Here is a 24,544-nt window from a genome sequence, read left to right as displayed (position 1 = left end):
TAAACGGAGTGGCTTTTGTTTTGATTCTGCTATAATAAACAATATCGAGTTGTGATTTTTATTTATTCCGACAGATTGTTTTAAATTATAGTAATACTATTGAGCATCCCATGCTGCACTAGCATAATAAATAGAACTTGTTACCGGAGCTTTCCAGTATTCCTGACTACCTCCACGGAACGTGTGAAGACTTACTGCATTAACATTTCGTTTAGCATCGTTAGTCACCCAACGAATTGTCTGATTCAATAACTCTGTACCGTTTACATAATATTTTACATATCCATTAGTATTTGAACCTGTATTTAACTTAACAGAAATCTGACAGTTATAGGTCACGCCTTCTTGTATGTAGTACTTTTTTCCAAAATCATTACCAAATTGTCCAGGCTGATCTTTATAATAAACATAAGGTTGAAGATAAGCTCCGCTTCCTTTGGCAGAATTTGATCCATTCGGACAATACCACATAAATCTGGCGCTACCACCATTTCCATCCCATCCTGGATCACCACCGGTATTTTGGTCTCCAATTAGAATACCATATCCGCATTTACCACCTCTGCTCCAATAAAATCCGGAGTTAAATTTCATCTGGAACCAAACAGTATAAATACCTTCTGACCAAACGCCATACGATGTACACAAACCACCAGGACACGATAATGTATTTGTCTGAAGTGTGATCGTTCTGGCTCCAGCACCACCACCTGCGGCTGCGGCTGCTGCGACTGCAGCTTTGTTAGCACTCTGCAACGCTTCCTTATTAGTACCTTGCGCTACTTCTTTGTTAACGGCTTGTGGCTCATTTAAATCTTGTTCCTTTTCACAGGAATTAAACACTACTGCTGTAATAAATAGCAAACTTGTTAATTTTAAGAATTTTTTCATTTTTAAAAGGTTTATGGTTAATAATTAATAGTTAGTTTATTACAAATCATATCTATGCAATTCGTAATAACAGTGTAAAGTTGATGAATTACTATACGCAACGGGTGTAATAAAGTACGTTTTTACGTACGCAGAAGTCCTGAACATACGTTTTACATATATTATTTAGGTTTTAAAAACAGTATCAATAAAAAAAAGACTAAAAAATTACACACTACTCAAATAATTAATAATCAAACATATACCTTAGAAAGATTATATTCCCTAGTTTGGTTGGCTATAATTAAGACATAAGGTAGATTTATGACTATTTTTAAAAGAAGCGTTAAAACTGTAGTAAAAAATTTCTGCATCGGAAAGAAGAAAAACAAGACATTGTAAAACAAAAAAAACGAGTTAATATAAAATTAACTCGTTTCTTGTTTTAGCTTTCTTTGGGGGCATCAAGCTATTTTTTTATTTTATATCTCAAACTTAACTTTGAGAAAAAAATTAAATTTTACTTTCATCGTCAACAGCATCCTGCCATTTGTCCCATACTTTGACACCTGCATTGTATCCATCATAACCAAAGTTCTGACTTAACTGACCTTTAATATTAGGTTCTATAGCAAGTCTATAAGGAATTGGCCAGTAATTATTACGTTTGTCCATAGTATAAAACTTTACACCTGGTTTAATAGAAATACCCGCTGGATATTTGTTGTAAAGGGTGTAATGTACAATACGTTGGTACCAATAACTTCCTCCAGCTTTATCTGTTCCTGATTGTTTATCCCAATTGGTTTTGCTGTAGGTATTCCCCCATTCATCTGGTTTTCCGCTAATAGCCAAACAGTGCGAAATACGTTTTAACTCCACATTTCTCCATTCTTCCATATAAAGCTCTCTTCCTCTTTCTGCGCAAATATCACCAATAGTTACAGTAGTATACATTTGCGTAGCTTTCGCTCTTGCTCTTACAACATTTACATCCTGAGCTGCTCCAGTAGCATTCCCTTGATAAAAACGTGCTTCTGCACGTAACAAATAAGTCTCAGCTAAACGGTAGATGTACAAATGTGCACTAGCTCCTGCTGTAGCTCCCTGAAAATCATTTGCTGCCGGATTAGCTTCAGCTACAACATCGTGTAAAAAGATTTTATAGTGAGGAAAATCAAACCAATCACGAATAGAATCTTGCGCCAACAGTTTGCCAGCTGCATCCTTCATTCTAAAACTTTGTCCAGCCCATACAGTACTACCACCTGCACCAGGAGCGTATTTAAGGTCTTCCATATTCACCCAGTTACCAACAGTGCTATTATGTCTAAGATCTTGTTTATCCTCAACACCGTTCACAACCCACATAGGATGTTGTGAATAATAAGAACCACTGATAGTACCAATACCACGTCCTATTGCTCTTTGATAATCATATTTTGCATTATAATTCGTTTTATCAGTCAATGGAAAACGTGGTGCTGCTGTTTTACCATCAGGAGTAATTAAATTAGCATCGTTCCAGTTAGGCCCAAAAATTCTCATCGAAGCAAATGCTAAAAATGATTGTGCTCCACTATTTGGCGCAACCAATATAGCTTCAGTATTAGCAGTAATCACTTTGTTTTCAGGTCTGTGTAAATCCCAGATTACATTTCTCGTAATAGGCCATGCCGTAGGATTTCCTCCCGGATCAAAAATACCCAGATTACCTTGAACTAAAGCGTAACCCGATTGATTAATCAAAATATTGGCTTGTGCTTCAGCTTCCGCAAATTTACCAGATGCCAAATAACATTTAATTAATAACTGACGACATGCACCTTTGCTAACCATACCTACATATCCAATTTTTGATTGCTCTGGCACAAACTGTACCGCTTTTTCCATATCAGCTGTGATCATTTCTATGATGGCTTCCTTTTTAGTAGAATAATAACTCTGCTTTGGAACCTCCAGAATTTTAGTAATCAACGGTATATCTCCAAATTGATACACTAAATTAAGATAACGGTATGCTCTATGAAAATAAGCTTGTCCGATATATTTATTTTTAACCTCGTCAGATAATTTCACATTACCAATAAATGATAATACGGTATTAGCATTCTTAATACCAGTATAAGCTTCAGTCCAGAGAAACCCAAGATAAAGCGATTCACCACTTGGATCTCTTCGAAAATCTCCAGTAGGAACTATGGTAGCAGCATAATCAGCAATATTACTACCCGTATCCGTTTTTCCATATTGTGCCATATCAGAGAAAAGATACTCTGTACCAATAGGCACACTAACACCGGAAAAACCATAGTGAATATAATTATTACGCAGCTGTTTATCGCACAGTGCTAAAGTTGCCTGTAACCCAGCTTCTGTAGAAAATGTGGTTTCAGGTTCGTAAAACGAAAGCGGGTCTGCTTCGAGAAAATCTTTTGAACAAGAACTAGACAACGCAGCCAATACTATCAAAGGCACCAGTCTTGAAATTTTACTTTTTATAAATCTTTTCATTGTTGAATAATTTTTAAAGTTGTACATTAAAACCTAGATTAAACTGACGTGTTGCCAATCCTCCTGTTTCCGGGTCTCCATAATATTTCCATTCTTTAGAAGCAGACCATGTTGCTACGTTTTGAACCGAAGTATAAATTTTTAAATTTTTAATATGCACACGATCTAAAAGATCTTTAGGAAGCGAATAAGCCAGTGAAATGTTATCCAGACGGATAAAACTGCGATCATACAATTTTCCTGGTGCAACTGGAGTTCCAGCAGGTCCTTTAGCATCAAGACGCGCCCAATCATTGGTTGCATTGTCAAGTGTCCAATACGGGTTTACATATGGATTGAAGTTGAATTTATACAAACTCGCATCGTTGAAAGTGTTCATATAATTTGAATTAAGTGATTTACCTCCATTATATGAATACATACTGATAGCCAAGTCCCAATTTTTATAAATTTTAAAATCATTACGCAATGACCACTGTACAGGAGGATTTGAATTTCCTAAAAACTGCTTGTCTTTTTCATTATAAACCGCTTTTTTATAAGCAACACCATCTGTACCAACCGCATCTACATCGTCTGCAGTATAGCTGTTATCAACTTTTGGATCTCCTGGACGCTGTCCGTATTTTTGAGCCTCTTTCCACTCATCCTTTTGCCAAATTCCAGTTACCTTATAATCCCAAATTTGAGAAATCGGTCTGCCTATAAACCATCCATTAGCAGAATCATCACCCTCTTTTTTTCCAATAACATTACCACTTGCATCCTTAATATCTACCATATTGCCATACAATGACACAATTTTATTCTCGTTATAAGATATCCCAAATGTAGTACGCCATTCAAAGTTTGGTTTTTTCATGTTTAGCGTGTTAACACTCAATTCAAAACCTTGATTTTCAACCTCTCCAAGATTGGTTGCAATTGATGAAAATCCAGTAAAACCAGGCAAAGATTGACTCATAATCATATCATGAGTAGATGCCTTGTAAAGATCTACAGTAGCCGTAATACGATCATGTAAGAAACCTAAGTCAAGACCAATATTAGTTGATGTTGTTTTTTCCCATTCCAAATTTGGATTTGCCAAACGATCAAGTGCTAAGTACTTCAACTCAAGCGCTTTTCCTGAAGGATCTAAATATCCCATTGTTCCGGTATTTACTAAGTTTGCCACAGAAATGTATGGATCAGCAAGCGACCTGTTTCCATTTCTACCCCATGATAGACGTAATTTACCTGTAGTCATGGCATCCCAATTAAACCAGTTTTCATTTTTAAAGCTCCATGCAACTCCAAATGAAGGGAAAACTGCATAAGGATTTGAAGCTCCAAATGCCGAATATCCATCACGACGCACAGTCGCTGTCAACATATAACGATTATCATACGAATAGAATAGTCTTGCCATCAAACCATCTGCTGTTTCATGTGAGTCATATGATCTAATCGCGCTATTTGCCATTGTTGCAGTATTAACATTGTGAAACCCTAAAGCATCTGAAGGTTGAATATTATAAGCATCCATTCCATCTGACCAATAACGGCGTTCTTCAGCTTCCTGAACAAAAGTTGCAACGAAGTGATGTTTTTCAGCAATTGTATAATCCCAAGCTAATGTATTATTCAGGTTATATTCAAATCTTGTAGCATTATTTCTGGTTGCTCCAGTAGTAGCTGCAGGCCAGTTTGGATTTTGTGTTGACCTGAAATAACGATCGTGAAAAAACTGATAACGAGGAGAAATATTAAATGAATAAGTAATACCCAAAGGTAAAGTTACCTTTGTATTGAAAATAGCATTCAATGTTGTATATCCTGTCTCCTTCTCAATAAATTGACGCTCATAGTAATAGTTATAATTTTGTCCTGAAACGTTTTTCCCCATTGGCTGTCTCTCATAGTTACCATTTGCATCTATAAAAGTTCCAAATGGGCTGGTTCTCATCATATTATTATCCCCAGCATTTGTACCTAAAGAAGGCGTAACATCTCCATCTGATCGATCCTGAAAATTAATATTTGCTCCAAAGTCAAGCCAATCTGTAATTTTAGCATCAACTTTCATATTGGAACGAGCTGATTTATAATCATTTCCAACAATAGCTCCTTCTGAAGTTAAATAACCAAAAGACATGTAGTAATTAACCTTGTCGCTTGCTCCGGAAATACTTAAATTATTATCATGATTAATTCCTGTTCTAAAAGAGCTGTCGCTCCAATCATGTGTTTTGTCTGCCAGAAAGTTTGCCATTAGTGAAGGATCAAAATTCAATCCTAAACGTGCTCCCCATACTTCTTTAGAACTTTTTCCTACTGTTTGAGTAGCTGGTTGATACGCTAACCATTGCGCTTCAGTGATACCCCATTTACCTAAATCATTAGGGTTTGAAAAATACCCCGGTTTACCAGGAGCAACTGTTCCTGATATAAATGCTTCGTATTGTCCAGATGCTGTATTTACACCATAAGTTTGGGCAGTTTCCCAATCTTCACGATATTTTAAATATCCTTCTGGAGAATACACACCACGATAAGCGCTTTTGTTACTAATCGTTGTATTTGTAGTAAAACTAACGATAGGCTTACCCGTTTTACCTTTTTTGGTTGAAATAAGAATAACCCCTGCTGCCGCTTTCGCTCCATAAACAGATGCTGCCGACGCATCTTTTAAAATATCAAGCTGGGCAATATCATCAGGATTGATTTCTGAAAGTTCACCATAAAACTGCATTCCGTCTAAAATAATAAGCGGTGAATTATGACTTCCTCCTGTATAGACAGAAGTCTGCCCTCGAACTTGTATACTTCCTCCTCCTTTTGCAGAAGGATCATAACCTACTCTTACACCAGGAGTACCTCTTAATACATCCTGAACTGTCTGTGGGTTTTGGTTCGCCAGTTTATCAGGTGTTACCTGAACAATTGCTCCCGTCAAATCCTTTTTCTTCATTTTACCATACCCAACTACAACAACTTCTTCTAATGAAGTGGTAGCTTTTTGCAGTTTTATAGTAATTGAAGGTTCGCCTTTTAAAGTAACTTCCTTAGTTACATAGCCTAAATAAGATACTATTAACACAGCATTCTCGCTATCTACTTTTAAAGTAAATTTTCCATCAAAATCTGTTGAAGTAGCATTTTTACTTCCTTTTTCTAAAATTGACACTCCCGGCATCGGCATACCGCTTTCATCATTTACTTGTCCTTTAATGCTTTTCTGCGGATTTACATTTTGTGACTCTCCTGTACTCTTAAAGCTAATTGCGTAACCATGGATTTGCGCTAAAGAAAACAATGCACAGAATATCACTATTTTCTTTTTCAAATTAAATCCAGATACGCAATTAGGACTTTTTTTAATCCTAGTAAAATTTGTCATTTTGGTTTGTAATTTTTGGTTATTAATTAGTTAGTTTTTTTGAAAATCACCGTAAAGTCTGTTTAATGAATTCGTGATTTTACATTGACAAAATTGATTAATAAATGGGTCTTTGAGGGATCCATAAATCCGTTTTAGGGTATACTAAAGTTTCGTTTTGTCGTTTTTTAGTATAAAAAAATACTATTATTAAAAAAAAACTCACAAATAATTAAGGATTCGGCACTACTGACAAATATCTTTAAGTTTCTTTTAACATAAACAGTAGTTGTTATATAACCGCTTTAATCTAATTATATGCTTATAATCAATCTACAACACGTCACATTTTTTTTCTAACACTGGTAATAAAAAACATCTGCAAGGTCAATAGTTGAGTTTTTATTGACTACTTGCTAAAATTGATTTGCATCTCTTTTCGGATTACTTAACCCGTTTAACTTGTAAACTGATTCCCAATTAACAATAAAAAGCCCTGCATCAAAAAAGATGCAGGGCTTTTAATAAATTATCCTGAGAACCTAAAGTTGAATATTCCTGAACATTGTCTTACTTTACATCAAACCATAGTTTTGTAGTAAGCAAGTCCTTTCCTTGTACAGAGACTGCAGCTTGATAACTAGTTCCGTTCAACGACTGTTCTGTACCTGGGTAAAAGAAACGAGAAGGAATCTTTCCATCCAAAACTGTAGCGGGACCAGCTGTTAACACAGGATAATCAAGTCTTCTCCACTCCACAAAAGCATCAAGGCCTTGTCCGTAGAATGCGATCCATTTTTGTGTACCGATCGACTTGGCATAATTTGCTGCGTCATATTTCACTGTCGCCTGATTAAGGTAATTTGAAATTGCTGTCGCATCAGTAATACCAAATTGATTGAATGATGCTGTAATTGCATTTTTATAAAGCTGTTCAGCATTTCCGGAAATATAACCTCGGGCTACAGCTTCTGAAAGATTGAATAACGTTTCAGAATAAGATGCAATGACTGCTGGAGATGTCGATGTCAGGAAGTAAGTACCTGGTTTTGATGTTTTAGCAAAACCCTGACTATTGGCATCACTGTTAGATAATCCATTTGCACCTCCAACATATTTGCCTACACTTGTATCTGATGGCAGTTGCGCATATACAGGCAAACGCGGATCTGCTAACTCATTTAATTTATCTACCAATGTTTTCGAAATACGATAATCATCACGAGTTTCAAACCATGCCGAAGCCGGATTTTGCTGAGGAGAACTGATATAAGTAAACTTAAAAGTATCATTATTACTGCTAAGTACTCCAGCCGCATCACTAGTTGCATCAATTGCCGCTTGTTTAGCTAATGCAGGCTCTCTATCTGAAATTCTTAACGCTATACGCAAACGAAGTGAATTTACCAGTTTTTTCCATTTTGTAATATCGCCTTTATAAACCAAATCACCAGTTACAGCTCCGTTTGCTGTATTAAGTAAAGATTGAGCTTGTTTTAAATCTTCAAGTAATCCTGTATAAACCTCTTTTTGAGTATTATATGCCGGTGTTACTTTTAGACCTGCTTCTTTATAAGGAATACTTCCATAAGCATCTGTCAACAATAAAAACGTCCATGAACGTAAAGTCAGTGCAATTCCTTTATAATTTGAATTTGCCTGTTCAGCAGGAAAATTCAGAATCGTGTTCAAATCTGTAATTAAGGTTGCATATCCCGTATTCCACAAAGAAGTGAAAGAAGTATTAGAAACATCGTATCGGTCTGGTTCTGTATATTGGATTTTAGCCCAATGCTGCACAAATAACAAAGACGAGTCAAAATTATTTGTTGATCCCCAATATAAGTCAGCTCCCTGTTTTAATGTTCCTGTTAACAGATAAGGTGCCAATGGTGTTTCAGTTGCATTTGGATTTTTATTAATATCATCCAAAGTATCACTACATGATGTCAGTGATAATGCAAATAGTGTTGTATATAATAGTTTTTTTAGCATGATTTCGTTTTTTAAAATCTAAGATTAACATTAAGACTAAAGTTTCTCGTAGTTGGTAAAGCTAAACTCTCCAAACCTTGTGCATTTCCTGTATTGAAAGCTGTTTCAGGATCAATATTTGGTGCATCTTTATAGATAAATAACAAGTTACGACCTACGGCTGTAATACTTGCTCCATCCAATCCTAACTTCCTTGCAAATGATTTATTGAAGTTGTAAGCCAATTTTACTTCCCTTAACTTTACAAAAGTTGAGCTGTAAATATAAGCTTCGCCAATATTGTATGATGCCTTATAATATTCTTGTGCACTAAGAACTGAAGTATTTGGAGTTCCATCAGCATATGCTCCGTTAAAGATCATTCCATCATCATATACTACTGCTCCACCAGGTGCAGTTGTACCAGCAGGAAGTAAGGTTTTCGTAGTACCATTAATGTAATAGTTTAATCCACCATTCTCTGCGCCACGACCTGGAAGCGTTTGCGCTAATACTCCGGTGTAATTACCAGTTCTGTTCGTTCCGGAAAAAAGCTCTCCTCCTACACTAGCATCAACAAGGAATGAAAGTTCAATATTTTTGTATGTCAATGTATTTGTAACTCCGGCTAAATAGTCTGGTGTATAATGTCCTAATACTTTTTTATTGGGATCAGCTTTTGGTAATCCATTCGCTCCTACTACTATATTTCCATTTCCATCGCGCTGATAAGCAGTCCCATAAAGTGCACCATAAGCTTGTCCTACAGATGCTAGTACATCAACACCTCCTGAAGTACCAATGGTGTAATTTTGAATCTGTTTATCATAATCCAAAATCTCTACTTTACTTATATTCTTTGAATAATTTACAGCTACATTCCATTTGAAATTTTCACTTTGAACAGGATTTCCGTCCAATTGAATTTCTACACCATGATTGTTTATTTTACCTGCATTGATTAATTGCGAATTATAACCACTGGCAGCAGTTGTCTTTATCTCCAGAATTTGGTCTAAACTATTAGTATTATAGTAAGCAACATCAAGATGTAGTCTGTTTTTCCAGAAAGAAGATTCTAAACCAATTTCAGTAGAACGTGTTGTCTCCGGTTTTAAGTTCTCATTAAGTTTCTTTTGTGAAGAGGTTTGAATCGGATTTCCGTCAAATGCAGTTTGAAAATTGTAAACTGTAGACAATTGGTACGGATCTGCATCGTTTCCAACTTCAGACCATCCGCCACGTAATTTTAAGAAATCGAGTGTATTGCTTTTCAGATTCAAAGCATCAGATAATACCAAACTACCATTAATAGAAGGATAGAAATAAGAACGATTACTACTTGGTAATGTCGATGACCAGTCATTACGGGCTGTTACATTTAAAAATGCATAATTTTTATAGCCAAATTGTGCCGAAGCATATGCACTGTATACTCTTAATCTTGATAAAGTGTTCGATGAAGTTAAAGGATCTCTTGAATTGGTCAATGTGTATAAATCTGGAACAGCCAAACGTGGTGCTTTTTGATAATTGTTTGCATCACTGTGATTACGGACATTGAATCCAGCAAGAGCGTCTAAACTAAAATCATCGTTCAGTTTTTTAGTATAGGTAAAAATACCTTCTGTGTTTTGTTCGTTTACAGTATACGCATCTTCAGCATACGAGCCGAAAGGAGTTCCATTTGTGCCATACTTAATCTCGTACTTTCTGCGATCGTTATAATAGTCAACTCCTGTGCGGAATTTAAAATTAAAGCCATCAAAAATCTTTGCATCCAAATGAATATCACCTATTAAACGATTACGTTGTTGGCTGGTTGTATTGTAATTGGCATTCCAATATGGATTGCTGTAATAGCTGTTGTTCCAGTTTCTATTCCAGTCATTGTTAAGTTCATTGATGTCTACCTGACGTCCGAACCAAAGAAATTGTAACATTACACCGGCAGCACGGTTACCTGATGGTCCACCTGGTAAAGCTGGCGCATTGGTAACAATATAGTTAGCCGTTACTCCTACTTTTACATTTTTAGATATTTGATAATTAGAGTTAACTGTAAAGTTTGTTTTATTGACTTCACTGTTAGGCACTGTTCCTAATTGTTTTTGATTATTTACTCCCAAACGAAAATCTGATTTTTCATCCGATTTGGCTACAGAAATACTATTATCATAAGTAAGACCAGTATTAAAAAAGTCTCTTACATTATCCGGATGGGCCACAAACGGCACTGCCTGACCATTTGAATAGAACTGAGGAATAAGGCGTCCATCTAATTTAGGTCCCCAACTTTCATCAACTCCATCATTAACTCCGCCTCCTTTTCCATCTACATAGCTAAATTTTCCGTTTGATCCTTGTCCATATGAATTTTGAAAACTTGGCAAAGTAGAAACCTGAGAAATCGTTATACCAGAATTGAAAGTTATACCTAGCCCTTTTTGATTTCTTCCTGATTTAGTTGTGATAAGAACCACACCATGCGCAGCACGCGAACCGTAAAGAGCGGCTGCATTTGGTCCTTTCAGTACAGTCAGCGTTTCAATATCCTGCGGATTTAAATCGGAAATAGCATTTTTAAAATCACGGGTGGCTCCACCAACACTTCCTAACTGTGAGTTATCTACCGGAACTCCATCAACCACAAATAATGGCTGATTATTTCCAGCTATTGATGTTTCACCACGAATAATGATACGAGAAGATCCCATATCTCCCTGCGAATTGGTGATGCGTACTCCTGCTAATTTACCACTTAAGCTATTTAAGAAATTCGTTTCTTTTGTATCTGACAATTCCTTCCCTTTAAGTCCCTGAGTGGTATATCCTAAAGATTTCTTTTCTTTCGTAATACCAAGTGCTGTAACCACTACTTCTGAAAGTGCATTCTGCTCCTGAGTAAGATTAATAACAATTGAGTTTGTATTAGCAACAACTTCCGTTTTTTTGTATCCTAAATAACTTACGATTAACGTATAAGGCAATTTTTGTCCTGTTTGGAAAAAAAACTTCCCATCAAAATCTGTTACAACGCCGTGTGTAGTACCCTTAATGTTTATTGAAGCGCTAATAACAGGCTCTTTTGTAACTGCATCTATTACCGTTCCTTCAAGTTTGGACTGAATTAACGGTTTTGTTTCCTGAGCTTTAGCCCCTATGGAAATCAAGAAAATACATAACCAGATATATCTATTTAATTTTTTTTTCATTACTTTGTTTTGGTTTAAAAATAAGTGAGCCCTGAACGGATTAACTCCATTCTCGCTTTTCTTATAGAGAGATGAACAATTTCTTTAAGCTTTACCATTTCTGCTGCAACAGAAATGGTTTTTTTATTTACAACACATTCGCTTTTTCATTTTTATATATTTTAGATTACTACTATTTAAAATTGTTTTTTTATAAATTCCCTCGTGCAATTAAGAGTTCATTTATTAAAATTTTTCATGAATTAGGTATTTGAAGAATTTTAAAAAGGACCAAAATCTTCAGAATAAATCTTCAAAATGGTAATGGTTTTTAAATAAAACGTATTTGATAGTCTTGCATCCCTTTATATTTAAGACTTTTAAATTCTACCAATTTGATAGAACAAAGGTATATTAAAAATATTTAATCCAAAATTTTACGTGAAATTTTTGCAAAAAAAATGTTAACTAAAATTTTAGTAAAATTTTAAATCACTTCAAATAAGACAGTTAATAATTTGCAATTTCTTTTAATAAATACGAATTTTCTTAAATTTAAAGGCGTAAATTATCAACATTAACTGTTTTTAAGACTCCAAAAGTCAGATAATTTAACCGTTTTTAAGACTGGTAATTCTTTAAAACCCTTTAAAAAATGGTTTATATATTTTAAATAATTGACATCAGATTTCATTTTAAACTATCTTTATAATAACAAACCTTCATTTTTTTAATATGACCGATAAATCACTACTCCGAGGTTCTATTTTCAGACATCTTGACGGCTTAGCTGTTGCGCCAGTAGCAATAGCACTGAAGAAAAATGCAGTTTTAGAGTTTATCCTGAACAAAAAGCAAATACAACTAACACAGCTTGTAACTGCATTTAAAGCAAATGAAGGCTATCTGAATGTCGGGCTGAGAATTTTAGCTTCTCAGGGCTTTTTAGACTATGAAGTCGATAACAAAACACAGGAAATTAAGATCTCAGTAAATGAAAAGACAGAAATAGCTTTTTCATTGTTTTATCTCTACGAAGATGTTGTCGATTTACTTCACTTTTCTATCCAGTTTCATACCCGCATTTTTGACGACGTACCTTTCGAAAAACTCAATGTTATTTTTGAAAAATATAAAAATAGATATGGAATTACACCCTCAGATGATGCTCTTACAAATACGATTCAGGATCAGATTTTAAAGCATGTTGAAGGCTATTTGATTGCGCCAACAATAGTTCGTTTGGCAATGAACGGAATGTTTCACAAATATTTCATGGAGACTTCTTTCAAACCGGAAGAGTTTCATAAATCTCCCGAAAATTTTAAAAAAATATTAGACTTCCTTGTCCATCTTGGATGGTTCCTGGAAAAAAACGGCAATTATCAATTTACCGAAATAGGTTTGTTTTTTGCAAAGAGATCTAGTGCCTACGGTGTTACAGTTTCTTATTTACCGACATTTGCTAAAATTGAAGAATTAATTTTTGGTGATCCGGCAGTCTTAAGAATGATTGCTGATGGCGAAAACGAAATTCATGTTGATCGTGAAATGAATGTCTGGGGAAGCGGCGGTGCTCATGACACGTACTTTAAAGTGGTAGATGAAATTATTATTAAACTTTTTAACCTGCCAATTGAAGAACAGCCAAAAGGAATTCTGGATATGGGATGTGGCAATGGCGCTTTCCTGCAACACATATTCGAAGTAATCGACAGACAAACCTTAAGAGGTAAAATACTTGATGAGTATCCATTGTTTTTGGTTGGCGCTGATTATAATCAGGCCGCTCTCAAAGTAACCAGAGCCAATCTTATAAAGGCAGATATTTGGGCAAAAGTAATTTGGGGAGATATTGGACGTCCTGATATACTCTCGGACGATTTAAAAGAAAATTACAATATTGATTTGAAAGATTTACTTAACGTGAGAACTTTTTTAGATCATAACCGAATTTGGAAAGATCCGGAAAACATTAACAAAAATAGAGTTAGTAAATCTACCGGTGCATTTGCCTATAGAGGAAAAAGAATCAGTAATAATCTGGTAGAAGACAATCTATTGGAACATCTACAAAAATGGTCGCCGTATGTCCGCAAATTTGGTTTGCTTCTGATTGAATTACACACCATAAATCCAAAACTTGCTGCCAATAATTTAGGAAAAACTCCCGCAACTGCCTATGATGCTACACATGGGTTTTCCGATCAATATATTGTTGAGATAGATGTTTTTAATAGTGTTGCCGCAGAAGCAGGATTATTTCCGGATAAATCAATTTTTAAAAGATTTCCAGAAGCTGATATAGCAACGGTAAGTATCAATTTATTAAAAGGAAACTAAATCTAAAAAAACCTCCAAAATCAAATGAATTTGGAGGCTTTTTTTTAACTGTCTTAAGCTTCTTTAAAAAAACTATGATATCAATACTCTTTTATATTTAGGTATGTCTTTTAGAACAATTCCAGTACCTCTCACTACAGCTCTTAAGGGATCTTCAGCAATATATACCGGAAGATCTGTTTTCCTTGAAATCCTTTGATCGAGACCACGCAACATTGCTCCTCCACCAGCCAGATACAAACCTGTATTATAAATATCTGCAGCCAGTTCAGGTGGTGTCAAAGAAAGTGTTACCATAATAGCATCTTCAATTCTTAGGATTGATTTATCTAAGGCTTTCGCAATTTCTCTCGAAGTAATCCTGACTTCCTTAGGTTTTCCGGTAAGCAAATCCCTTCCACGAACCATTAAATCATCAGGTGGAGAATCTAATTCTTCAATAGCAGCACCTACATCTATTTTTATTTGTTCGGCCGTAGCATCTCCAATATATAAATTATGATGTGTTCTCATAAAATACAGGATATCATTGGTAAAAACATCTCCGGCAATTTTTATGGATTTGTCACAAATTATGCCTCCTAAAGCAATAACAGCAATTTCTGTAGTTCCTCCACCAATATCAACAATAATATGCCCTTGTGGCTGCATCACATCCAAACCAATTCCAATTGCAGCTGCCATAGGTTCGTGAATTAAAAATACTTCTTTTCCGTTTACTCTTTCACAAGATTCTTTTACGGCTCTCATTTCTACCTCTGTAATACCACTGGGAATACAGACCACCATTCGGAGTGCGGGAGTAAAAAAATTCTTCTTTAATTCGGGGATATTTTTAATAAACCAGTTAATCATTTTCTCCGATGCATCAAAATCTGCAATAACACCGTCTTTAAGCGGCCGGATCGTTTTAATATTTTCGTGTGTTTTACCCTGCATTAAGTTAGCCTCTTTGCCTACAGCAATAATTTTTCCGTTTCTAATATCCTTTGCCACGATCGAAGGGCTATCCACAACTACTTTTCCATCATAAATTATTAAAGTATTGGCGGTGCCTAAATCCATAGCTATCTCCACTGTCATAAAATCAAATAAGCTCATAATATAATTTTCTATAAATAACGAACGTCTTTGTTATTGTTTTATTCTCTAAAAAGAGGAATTTTAATTATAATTTATGAAATCCTATTAAGAATTGGCGCTATATTTTTAATAATATTAATAATTTTCTGATTAAAATAAAAACTTCCATTGAACAGCCAAAAGGATTCTACCTATAATTTTAAGTCATAATATCTTAAATTTAATTTTCTGTTTCATTCCATCATCTTAATTTTTGAACAAAAAAAAACTCCAAAATCATTTGACTTTGGAGTTTTTTAAAATTTTGTATAGCTATTACATTTCGTTCAGGTCGTTGAACTCGTGTAATGATTTCAATGTGCTTTCGTAGAATAAAATCGCAGCAATAAGATTTCCTTTATCAGAATAAGGCATCATCTTTCTTTGGAAATCTACTGTAGTATCCAAGAATGTTGTTGTACCAATTGCCTGATTATCTAATACTTTTTTGTGTTCAGAATCGTCCGGAATACCTAAATCTGCCATCGTAACACCTGGTTTAGTAACCAAAGCAATGTACGGTAATGTTTTCACCAAAACTTTAATACGTTCGATGTATAATTCTAAAAGTTCTCCTTTTTGCATACCACTCAATTCTTTTTGATCATGGTATTTACGAATTAGAGCTGTTGTACTGATGATACTTCTTGGAGCATTTTTTGCCTGTGCTGATATAGCGCCAGTTGTCAAGAAGAAAAGGACACTTAGTAGAGTAATTTTTATTTTCATTTTCTTAATGTAGGTTGGTTGTTTGATAAAAACAAAAATATATAAATTAACTTAAAATACAACTTTATTGTTTTCTTTTTTCTAAAAAAAGTTAACAATTAGTTTTGTGTCATCGTAATAGCTTATAAAAATTAAATTTTATATAGTATTCAATTAATATATTAATCTTATTTTTCCGACAATTATTATGACTTTATTATTCTAAAACGCCCTGGATATTTTATCCATATACTTTTTTTGTTGCCGTAATAGTCCATAAATTCTCCACAAACAAAAACAGCATGGGCAGTTGACCAGGCAACAACGCCACAAAATTCACTTCCGGACTCTCGTTTTAACTTTTGAATTTGTTTCCCTTTTTCGAATCCTAAATATTTATAAATTGTTGGAGTATATACTTCGCCATCTTCTAAATCTTCTAATGCTCTATCAAAAGTTGACTCGTTGTCAATAATTTGCTTGTATTTTGCCATAACTGCATATGTCAATACTGCATAGTCTGTTATTTTTTCACTCTCACAATTGTCTTTGATAAATACAAAACCAGCTGATACTTTGGCCTTATTTAGTTCATCATTTTTCAGATTAAACGAGGCATTATTTTTTAATGTAATTTTATATAAGCTGTCATTTACTTTTTCACTTATAAAAAGGTTGTCTAATCCATAAACATTTAAAGCTGCTTTAATAAAAGCAATCGATGAGCAGTTTGTACGTTCTCCTTGTTTAAAGCTCTCGAATATTTTATCCGCACTCAATTGCGAATAAGCATTTGAACAAATGAACATTAAAAATAAAAATATTGAAGTAACAGATTTCATTTTCATTAGTTTTATAATTGTTTCCCAAACTGATTTTTGGGAATAACAGATTTTACAAATCTATAAAAATCAACCCATACTTTTTTTTTTACTTTTTAACTTTTTTTAAACTTTATATATGGCACCTCAACTGAGGCTTTTGAATACATAACTATTTAGCACAACTGCTAATTTATTAGGTATAAAGCAAAAAAAACGTCTCAAATATTATTTTTGAGACGTTTTTAAAATTTATTTTTTTTCTTCATTGTTTAACTTATCATCAAATTCAGGTTCCTTACCTTTAAATTTGTGAGTGTCAACATCATAATTTTCATCGTTTGTTAAAACTTCATCATGATCTTTATATTGATGTTTTCTGGCATCACTTCTATCAGCGCCAACCTTGTTAGCCCCTTTCGGATTTTGATTATTTGTATTCATAATATGTAAGTTTTAAAGTTTTATTAAAATTACTTTAAATACCTACTTATATACTTATATAATCATTTTTAAAAGTTATAAAAATACAACAGTAAATGCGATCAAAACTAAATTTATCTTGCTGTTAAATTTAGAGAAACTGTAGAAAGGTTTCCAAGTCCATCAAAACGCTCTGCCCAAATTTCAATATAATCTCCTGTTTTCATTTGTACCGAGCCTACGATAGGCAACGCTACAATACCAGTAGTCGTAAGAAGCCCGCTACTAGCTCTTCCGTATACCTTCGTTTCAGTAAGAATTGTACCATTTTTTGCTATATAAAAAATCATAGTTGCGTCGGCAGTAGTTTGATAGGAAACTGAAGCTGCGACCTGAAAATATCTTGTTTTGGTTCCTCTATACGTAATAATGTTATCTCCATCTCTTGTAAAACGAAATAAATTATTAGAATTAGTGGTCCCAACTATTTTTTTTCTGCCCGTAGGTCCTGTAACCGTAAAATTAGTTGCTACACCACTACCAACTGCAGCATTCAGATTAATGTCACCGGTAGATTCATTATCAGCTTCACGCGGAATCCCGGGTGATTCTACTGTCCAGGCATTACTAAAATTATAACCTGTGTAAGTTGATCCACTTGGATAGCGGTTGATAATACCTAAAGGTGATGTAGTAGTACCAGAAAAAACCGTACCTATTAAAATACCTGTCCCTACAGTAAGACTCGCAGCGCTAACATCTAACGCTACATCACTTCCGTTAACCGTGCTAAAACCACTATTCTTTTGTATTAAGCCAAAAGTACCTGTAAGTGTTTCAAAAGTTCCATTATTAGTATTCAACCAGGCTTGATTACTTAGTAACAAATTACCAATATTAGAATATGTAATTCCGTTAGCGTTGCCCACAAACTGAACAATATTACCAAAATACAATCCAAAACCTGAAATAGTGCCAACACTAGCAGTCATTCCATCAATAATTGTATTTTGGACCAAAAGAGAGGAATTAGTTCCTATTCCAGGGCCAGTAATATTAAATGCAGTCACCCCTTTTAAAGTTACATTTCGAATACTGCCACCTGTGTTTCCCTGAAAAACAACTCCTGAAGATTGGAGAATATCTTCATTTGTATCAACTCCTGAAACGTAGGCATTGTTTAAATTAATAGGAAATGAGAGTGTAATAGTTCCATTTATTTCATAAAGAGTATTACTGGTTAGCAGATAAGTTGTATTTCCTCCCGCGATTAATTCTGGTGCGAGATCTGCCGCTGATTTTACCAGTTTATAATTATTTCGTAAAACAGAGCTCTCATTAGCAATTTTTACCCATGAAGTGGTACTAAGATTATAATAATAAAAGGCTTTAACAGTAGTATCATACACTAATAAACTTTCGGCAGGAGTAGTGATTGCATTTCGCTCTGTTGTGGTCATCCTTGGGGCTAATAACCCCTTTGTGGTTGAAGTAATATCTAAGACAGAACTTGCGTTTGGAGTGACAGTACCAATACCAATTTGTGCATGGCCTAGAAATGTTAAAAAGAAAAAGAATAGTAATAATATAATTCTTGTATTTCGCGGAGTAGATACATTTATCATAATTTCTTATTTTTAGTTTATCGTTACTTATAAAGTTTCTAATTTTATTCTCTCATTTATTATCTAAGTAAATTTGAAATGACAACTTTTTGCGTTAATTTTTCATTATCTGTTGTTAAGAACTCAACTATATAAATTCCATAGCTTAAGCCGTTAGTCGAAAAAGAAAAATTGGAATCTGTTCCCAAATCATCTTTAGATAAAACTACTTTGCCAAGCATGTCGTAAAGTTTAAATGACTTTATTGCTAAATTATTTGGATTTGAAGCCTTTAGACTGTTTTTACTATTATCCTGAAAAATTATAAATTGCCTTTGGGCTACTTCACCTACTCCAAGCGTCTCACTCATAAAGGTGATTTTAAATCTTTCTGAATATGTGCCAGGAGAAACGGTTGACTGATACGTTCCGTTTTTTATATCATGATAAGATTGATCAAGAGCATCATAAAGATAAATTGTTTGTGAATTATTAAAATTGTTTACTTCAGGAATATAAAATTTAAAAGTAGCATTGGTGTTTGCTTTAACCGTTAACGGTATTTTTTTTGCCGGATCAAAATTGGTTCCCTGAATGACATAATTACCATTTTCAATCCTGAATGCCACATCATTGGGAGGGCTGGTATCCATATTTAAAGCATCAATACCAAAATCTACACCGTCTGTAGCCTCAGGCAAAAATGCCAATGCCAGCTGTCGGGTAAATTGATTGTCGATAATAGTATTTAATTTAAAATATTGAACAACAACTTCTTCATTGTCATTTGTGTTATTAGTTTTATTAGTAGCTTGTTTTGAAGGTTTTTCAAACTGAGAAACTCCCAAGCCTTCTTTGGTATAGACGCGATGTGAGTTTTTAAATGTAGCCGTACTACTAGCATTGCCAAAAATTACAAATCCCTGTCCAATTGGTGCATATCTGCGTGGGATTGAAGGTGCAGATGATAACCCTGTTGTATTTAAAGTTCCGTCTTGATTATAAGAATTAAATGTTGCGGGCACATATAAACCTTCAGAACCTAACAACAGTGGAGCATAACTACCATATCCTCCTCTATAAGCGGAGAGGTAATGAGAATTTACATTTTTATCCTGCTGCCAGAAATAAGCAATTCCTCTGGTCGCCACATTTGACGGGTCTAAAAGAAATGCATTTAAATGCAAGGCAGACGGGTATGGATTACCTGTTAAAGTTGAATTATTAAGCCCTAAATTTATCGTAATATTGCCATCATTTGGTTTTCCTCTAAAATCATATCTTTGTGCACTTCCGGGATTGTTTACTATGCCAGTTCCTTCAGGGTTTGTACTATCAGTCCCACTGGTTCCTTTCATAGAAAAACCTTCACCTGCGCCTATAGTACTGGCATTACCAACAAACAGCCATTGCGAATAATTATTTGCATTTACTAACTTATAAATCCAAACTGATGATATCGAAAGCGGATTGGCAATTCCGTCATTACCACTAATAATAGTTGCTGCATTTGAGTTGGTTGATGTAATTGGCTGATTAAGCATTGTGATTCCGAAATTTTCGTTTCCCATAGCTGCAGAAGCATTTCCAACGGGCGAACACCAATAATTATACTCGAAATTATCACTTGTTCCTTCCTGATAAACGGATAATTTTCCAAGTCCGGTATTAGTAGATAAACCAATCGTTCCCTGAATTAATTGTCCATTATTTCGAAGATATAAATTTGAGTTTGTTGCTAAATTAATGTTCTGCGTTACAAAAAGAATTTCGTTTTTAACGTACATATTAGCAGTAGATCCAAAATAAATCTGAGCCAAACATTTTGTAGTACTAAGTAACAATAAAAATAATATTTTTCTCATAATTCCAATATTTAGAGTATACTAAAAATTACATACAGATTTAGTTGTCAAAACATTTTATGTTTTCTTTTTTCTGACAACAAAAAAGCCTAGCAGAATAGCAGAAGCAATTAAAAATAAAATTTTATCATTGATTGAAGCTGGTAATCCCACTGGTGGTGGAATGGTTGGTGGCGGAGGTCCCTCGCCCTGAAATGAATAAACTTTAAGTGATAAAAAAAATAATAAGAATACAATTAACGTCGTCATTTTATATTTCATAATATTTAATTTTGAGTATTAAATAATTGTAAAAACAAATTTTTAAAGAAAAATCAAGACATTAATTAGATAAAATTGTCATGAAAACACCTACATTTTGGCATTATTACTGTGTAGGTAATTTCATTCGACTTATATTTTTGGTATTCACTAAATTATGATTTATCTTACAAATTATTTTACATTTTGAAATGTTAATATTTATATAATTCCCATATTAAAGTGTTAAATTTCCTTATAATAATATAATTTAATCAGCTACTTTTTTCTCAACTTGCATTTTACGTGTGTATAAAAATTCCAAAGTAAGCTTGTAGTAGTAATGTTTTATCCTAAATTTGCACCGCGCAAAAAGCATCTATTAATAGAGTCTTTTTTTAAAGAAAGAAAAATTGGAGAATAAACAGACAAGCTGGACCATTTGTCCCGAATGTAAAGGACGAGGCAAAAAAAGTCAAAGACTCAGTAAGAAAGTCAGACTCCACTACAAGACAGAACTCGACCAGTTTGAAAAAACAAATGGTGAAGGAAAGGTTCCTGTTCGTCCTAAGGCTCATCTATATTTATGCCTGAATTGTTCAGGATCTGGATTACTTCCTTCTGTCAACTCTCCTATTGCTGATAAAGAAAATTATCCACACATTGCGATTATCGGTGGTGGTATTGGAGGAGTTGCTCTGGCTGTAGCTTGTTTACACCGTCGAATTCCTTTTACTCTTTATGAGCGTGACAACAACTTCGATGCACGATCTCAGGGCTACGGACTCACCTTGCAACAAGCCAGTAAAGCGATTGAGGGATTGGGAATTTTCTCTTTAAAAGAAGGAGTTACTTCAACAAGACATATAGTTCATACCACAGACGGAAAAGTAATCGGTGAATGGGGAATCAGAAAGTGGTTGCAGTTGGAGGAAAAAAAATCTCCTAAACGCACAAATGTTCATATAGCAAGGCAATCCTTGCGCTTAGCTTTATTAGAGCAACTCGGTGCACATGATGTGGTGCAATGGGGACATCAATTAATTGATTTAAAAAAATCCGATGATAAATCTTTGGATATTAGCTTTCAGGTCAATGGAGAAGTAAAAGTCATTAAAGCCGATCTTGTGGTTGGGGCTGATGGTATTCGTAGTGCGGTACGAAAATTACTAATTGGTGAAAACATTACCCCTTTACGTTATCTTGGTTGCATTGTAATATTGGGAATTTGTCCGTTAAATGTTCTCAAAGATCTTAATAGTTCTTTATTAGATTCTGCTACGGTATTTCAAACAGCCAATGGTAATGAGCGAATCTATATAATGCCTTATGCATCTGACTCTGTGATGTGGCAACTTAGTTTTCCAATGTCAGAAGAAGAAGCCAAAGCATTAAGCGCTCAGGGACCTCAGGCACTCAAGGAAGAAGCTTGTCGCAGAACACAATGGCACGATCCTATTCCACAAATTTTAACTGCAACTTTAGAAACTCAGATTTCCGGCTATCCTGTATACGACAGAGAATTACTCAATATAGAATTATTAGAAAAAGGTGGACAAGTGACTCTTATTGGAGATGCAGCTCACCCAATGAGTCCTTTTAAAGGACAAGGTGCAAATCAGGCCCTTTTGGATGCGCTCTCGTTGGCTCGTGGAATAGCAAAAGGATGTAAATCTTTATCGCATTGGAAAAAAGTTGGATTGCGGGAAAGTGTACTAAATGAATTTGAATCGGAAATGTTAGAACGCAGTGCTGTCAAAGTGAAAGATTCAGCAGAAGCTGCAGCGTTTCTACATTCTGAAATTATACTTCATGAGGGCGATGAGCCAAGAGGGCGATATTTAAAGAAAAAAGATCAATTTTGAAGTTACCATTATCTTATTATCTGAATCAAGACGTAATTTTCCTGGCAAAAGATTTGCTCGGAAAAGTGTTGTTCACTCAAATTGATGGACAAATAACAGCGGGTGTAATCGTAGAAACGGAAGCTTATTTTGGCGAAATAGACAAAGCTTCTCATGCCTATGGCGGACGACGTACCAATCGAACTGAAATAATGTACAACGAAGGGGGTGTTTCTTATGTATATTTATGTTATGGCATACATCATTTGTTCAATGTCGTTACCTCCGTTAGAGGTGAGCCTCATGCAGTATTAATAAGAGCAATCGAACCTATGATTGGTACAGAAATAATGGAACTAAGACGTAATATGTCGATTAACAAAAGTGCTATTTCATCTGGTCCGGGTTCTGCGGCTAAGGCTTTGGGAATTGATAATTCATTTAATCAAAAAGATTTAGGCGGAGAAGAAATCTGGATAGAAGATTATAGTATTAGATATCCGGATGATCAGATTGTAGCCTCACCCAGAGTTGGCGTCGCATATGCACAGGAAGATGCTTTTTTGCCGTGGAGATTTTTTGTTAGAGGCAATAAATATGTTAGTAAACCAAATAAGGTTTAATTTAAGGCTACCGAACAAATCTATAGTTCAAATAGTGCAGAAGGAAATTCTTAAAATAAAAATACTGATTTAGCATTGAGTAAAACCATCTGCCTTTTTTCAATTAAAACAATACGGTTAATTAAAAATCAATATATTTGCAACTCAGAAAAACAAATGAAAAACAGTATTAACATCTCTATTATAATTAATGTAGCCATTATTAGGTGTCTATAGAGAGGTGTTATATAATATATCTAAAAATATAATTTAAAGACCTCCTTAATCAGGAGGTCTTTTGTTTTAAACAACAATGAAAAACGTAACAACTAACATTATCACAATTATTATTATTCGTATCACATGACGAGTCAGGATTCTATTGCGCAATAATAAAAACCTTTCTCCTTCAAAACGAGAAAGGTTTTTTTTTGAAAAAAGTACATCAAATAATAAACAAATACTCAAAAAGAAAAGCCATGAAAAACCAATACACCTTTACAATTTATGCCGAAGATCAAATACAATTATTCCAAAAAATCACTTTAATCTTCACAAGGAAAAAAATTAAAATAGAAAGCTTTAATTTTTCTTCTTCTGAAGTTGATCAAATATCCCGTTTCACGATCGTAGTGACAGAAACTTCTGAAGTCGTACAAAATTTAGTACCTCAAATAGAAAAAATTATTGAAGTTTATAAATGTTATTGCAATACTAATGAAGAAATTATTTGGAAACAGCTTTCTCTTTTTAAAGTACCAACAGCTATCATCTATGAAGATAATTTGAGTAGTTTTCTAAAAAAAACAAATGCCATAGCCGTTTCTATCGAGAGCGATTATACTGTATTTCAATCCATTGGAAACGAAAAAGAAATCGATGATCTAATCCTAAAATTGTCTAATTACAATCTTATTGAATTTATAAAAACTCCCAGAATTGCATTGATTAAAAACAGTAAAGGTTTTGCGAAGGAATTATCAGATAGGGAAAGAGAAAAGGGAACTTTTTCTATAACGCTCTGGAAAACTTAAAATCATTATATTTACTTTTTGGTTT

The 24,544-nt window shown here is 34.3% G+C and carries 16 protein-coding genes; 4 read left to right on the top strand and 12 right to left on the bottom strand.

Going from position 1 to position 24,544, the window contains the following annotated elements:
• Positions 1-96 precede the first annotated feature (96 nt).
• The 5 genes from AC1RRN_RS09155 to AC1RRN_RS09135 all read right to left on the bottom strand — a co-directional run bounded on the left by AC1RRN_RS09155 (position 97) and on the right by AC1RRN_RS09135 (position 11,934).
• On the bottom strand, positions 97-891 hold the full coding sequence (locus AC1RRN_RS09155) for a polysaccharide lyase (protein ID WP_492967001.1): 795 nt from the start codon (positions 889-891) through the stop codon (positions 97-99).
• A 492-nt stretch (positions 892-1,383) separates the two neighbouring features.
• The gene (locus AC1RRN_RS09150; RefSeq protein WP_492967000.1) at positions 1,384-3,384 is read right to left on the bottom strand and encodes a RagB/SusD family nutrient uptake outer membrane protein; all 2,001 of its coding nucleotides are present in this window, start codon (positions 3,382-3,384) and stop codon (positions 1,384-1,386) included.
• Positions 3,385-3,397: 13 nt separating this feature from the next.
• Positions 3,398-6,766 carry a SusC/RagA family TonB-linked outer membrane protein gene (locus AC1RRN_RS09145; protein ID WP_492966999.1) on the bottom strand — a complete coding sequence of 1,123 codons (3,369 nt, stop codon included), beginning with the start codon at positions 6,764-6,766 and terminating at the stop codon, positions 3,398-3,400.
• 549 nt (positions 6,767-7,315) lie between these two features.
• On the bottom strand, positions 7,316-8,740 hold the full coding sequence (locus AC1RRN_RS09140) for a SusD/RagB family nutrient-binding outer membrane lipoprotein (RefSeq protein WP_492966998.1): 1,425 nt from the start codon (positions 8,738-8,740) through the stop codon (positions 7,316-7,318).
• A gap of 11 nt (positions 8,741-8,751) precedes the next feature.
• Positions 8,752-11,934, bottom strand: coding sequence for a SusC/RagA family TonB-linked outer membrane protein (locus AC1RRN_RS09135; RefSeq protein WP_492966997.1), 3,183 nt, complete (start codon positions 11,932-11,934; stop codon positions 8,752-8,754).
• 714 nt (positions 11,935-12,648) lie between these two features.
• Between AC1RRN_RS09135 and AC1RRN_RS09130 the strand changes: the two genes are divergently transcribed.
• The gene (locus AC1RRN_RS09130; RefSeq protein ID WP_492966996.1) at positions 12,649-14,256 is read left to right on the top strand and encodes a class I SAM-dependent methyltransferase; all 1,608 of its coding nucleotides are present in this window, start codon (positions 12,649-12,651) and stop codon (positions 14,254-14,256) included.
• A gap of 72 nt (positions 14,257-14,328) precedes the next feature.
• Here the strand turns inward: AC1RRN_RS09130 and AC1RRN_RS09125 are convergent, their stop codons facing one another.
• The 7 genes from AC1RRN_RS09125 to AC1RRN_RS09095 form a co-directional block, all read right to left on the bottom strand.
• Positions 14,329-15,357, bottom strand: a complete 1,029-nt coding sequence (locus tag AC1RRN_RS09125) for a rod shape-determining protein (protein WP_492966995.1) — start codon at positions 15,355-15,357, stop codon at positions 14,329-14,331.
• 297 nt (positions 15,358-15,654) lie between these two features.
• Entirely contained in the window at positions 15,655-16,107 is a 453-nt protein-coding gene (locus tag AC1RRN_RS09120) for a hypothetical protein (protein WP_492966994.1), read from the bottom strand.
• 185 nt (positions 16,108-16,292) lie between these two features.
• Positions 16,293-16,928: a hypothetical protein gene (locus AC1RRN_RS09115; protein WP_492966993.1), complete on the bottom strand. Its 636-nt coding sequence runs from the start codon at positions 16,926-16,928 to the stop codon at positions 16,293-16,295.
• 231 nt (positions 16,929-17,159) lie between these two features.
• Positions 17,160-17,351, bottom strand: coding sequence for a hypothetical protein (locus tag AC1RRN_RS09110; protein WP_492966992.1), 192 nt, complete (start codon positions 17,349-17,351; stop codon positions 17,160-17,162).
• A 113-nt stretch (positions 17,352-17,464) separates the two neighbouring features.
• Positions 17,465-18,955, bottom strand: a complete 1,491-nt coding sequence (locus tag AC1RRN_RS09105) for a phage tail-like protein (RefSeq protein WP_492966991.1) — start codon at positions 18,953-18,955, stop codon at positions 17,465-17,467.
• A 59-nt stretch (positions 18,956-19,014) separates the two neighbouring features.
• The gene (locus tag AC1RRN_RS09100; RefSeq protein ID WP_492966990.1) at positions 19,015-20,799 is read right to left on the bottom strand and encodes a DUF8693 domain-containing protein; all 1,785 of its coding nucleotides are present in this window, start codon (positions 20,797-20,799) and stop codon (positions 19,015-19,017) included.
• 57 nt (positions 20,800-20,856) lie between these two features.
• Positions 20,857-21,060, bottom strand: coding sequence for a hypothetical protein (locus AC1RRN_RS09095; RefSeq protein WP_492966989.1), 204 nt, complete (start codon positions 21,058-21,060; stop codon positions 20,857-20,859).
• Between the two features lie 392 nt (positions 21,061-21,452).
• On the opposite strand from AC1RRN_RS09095, the gene AC1RRN_RS09090 reads away from it, so the two are divergent.
• From AC1RRN_RS09090 to ilvN, 3 genes are all read left to right on the top strand, one after another.
• The gene (locus tag AC1RRN_RS09090) at positions 21,453-22,904 is read left to right on the top strand and encodes an FAD-dependent oxidoreductase (protein WP_492966988.1); all 1,452 of its coding nucleotides are present in this window, start codon (positions 21,453-21,455) and stop codon (positions 22,902-22,904) included.
• Positions 22,901-23,506: a DNA-3-methyladenine glycosylase gene (locus AC1RRN_RS09085; RefSeq protein ID WP_492966987.1), complete on the top strand. Its 606-nt coding sequence runs from the start codon at positions 22,901-22,903 to the stop codon at positions 23,504-23,506. The genes AC1RRN_RS09090 and AC1RRN_RS09085 overlap by 4 nt, the downstream gene beginning before the upstream one ends.
• A gap of 458 nt (positions 23,507-23,964) precedes the next feature.
• The gene (ilvN, locus tag AC1RRN_RS09080; RefSeq protein ID WP_492966986.1) at positions 23,965-24,519 is read left to right on the top strand and encodes an acetolactate synthase small subunit; all 555 of its coding nucleotides are present in this window, start codon (positions 23,965-23,967) and stop codon (positions 24,517-24,519) included.
• Positions 24,520-24,544 lie beyond the last annotated feature (25 nt).

The sequence above is a fragment of the Flavobacterium sp. GW821-FHT11G01 genome (assembly GCF_058808175.1).
The sequence above is the reverse complement of the archived record's forward strand: the minus strand, read 5'-3'. Positions and strand labels throughout refer to the sequence as shown.

Bases quoted from the DNA above. Each gene is read 5' to 3' on its own strand.
- AC1RRN_RS09155 (WP_492967001.1), bottom strand. From the start codon at position 891: ATGAAAAAATTCTTAAAATTAACAAGTTTGCTATTTATTACAGCAGTA.
- AC1RRN_RS09150 (WP_492967000.1), bottom strand. From the start codon at position 3,384: ATGAAAAGATTTATAAAAAGTAAAATTTCAAGACTGGTGCCTTTGATA.
- AC1RRN_RS09145 (WP_492966999.1), bottom strand. From the start codon at position 6,766: ATGACAAATTTTACTAGGATTAAAAAAAGTCCTAATTGCGTATCTGGA.
- AC1RRN_RS09140 (WP_492966998.1), bottom strand. From the start codon at position 8,740: ATGCTAAAAAAACTATTATATACAACACTATTTGCATTATCACTGACA.
- AC1RRN_RS09135 (WP_492966997.1), bottom strand. From the start codon at position 11,934: ATGAAAAAAAAATTAAATAGATATATCTGGTTATGTATTTTCTTGATT.
- AC1RRN_RS09130 (WP_492966996.1), top strand. From the start codon at position 12,649: ATGACCGATAAATCACTACTCCGAGGTTCTATTTTCAGACATCTTGAC.
- AC1RRN_RS09125 (WP_492966995.1), bottom strand. From the start codon at position 15,357: ATGAGCTTATTTGATTTTATGACAGTGGAGATAGCTATGGATTTAGGC.
- AC1RRN_RS09120 (WP_492966994.1), bottom strand. From the start codon at position 16,107: ATGAAAATAAAAATTACTCTACTAAGTGTCCTTTTCTTCTTGACAACT.
- AC1RRN_RS09115 (WP_492966993.1), bottom strand. From the start codon at position 16,928: ATGAAATCTGTTACTTCAATATTTTTATTTTTAATGTTCATTTGTTCA.
- AC1RRN_RS09110 (WP_492966992.1), bottom strand. From the start codon at position 17,351: ATGAATACAAATAATCAAAATCCGAAAGGGGCTAACAAGGTTGGCGCT.
- AC1RRN_RS09105 (WP_492966991.1), bottom strand. From the start codon at position 18,955: ATGATAAATGTATCTACTCCGCGAAATACAAGAATTATATTATTACTA.
- AC1RRN_RS09100 (WP_492966990.1), bottom strand. From the start codon at position 20,799: ATGAGAAAAATATTATTTTTATTGTTACTTAGTACTACAAAATGTTTG.
- AC1RRN_RS09095 (WP_492966989.1), bottom strand. From the start codon at position 21,060: ATGAAATATAAAATGACGACGTTAATTGTATTCTTATTATTTTTTTTA.
- ilvN (WP_492966986.1), top strand. From the start codon at position 23,965: ATGAAAAACCAATACACCTTTACAATTTATGCCGAAGATCAAATACAA.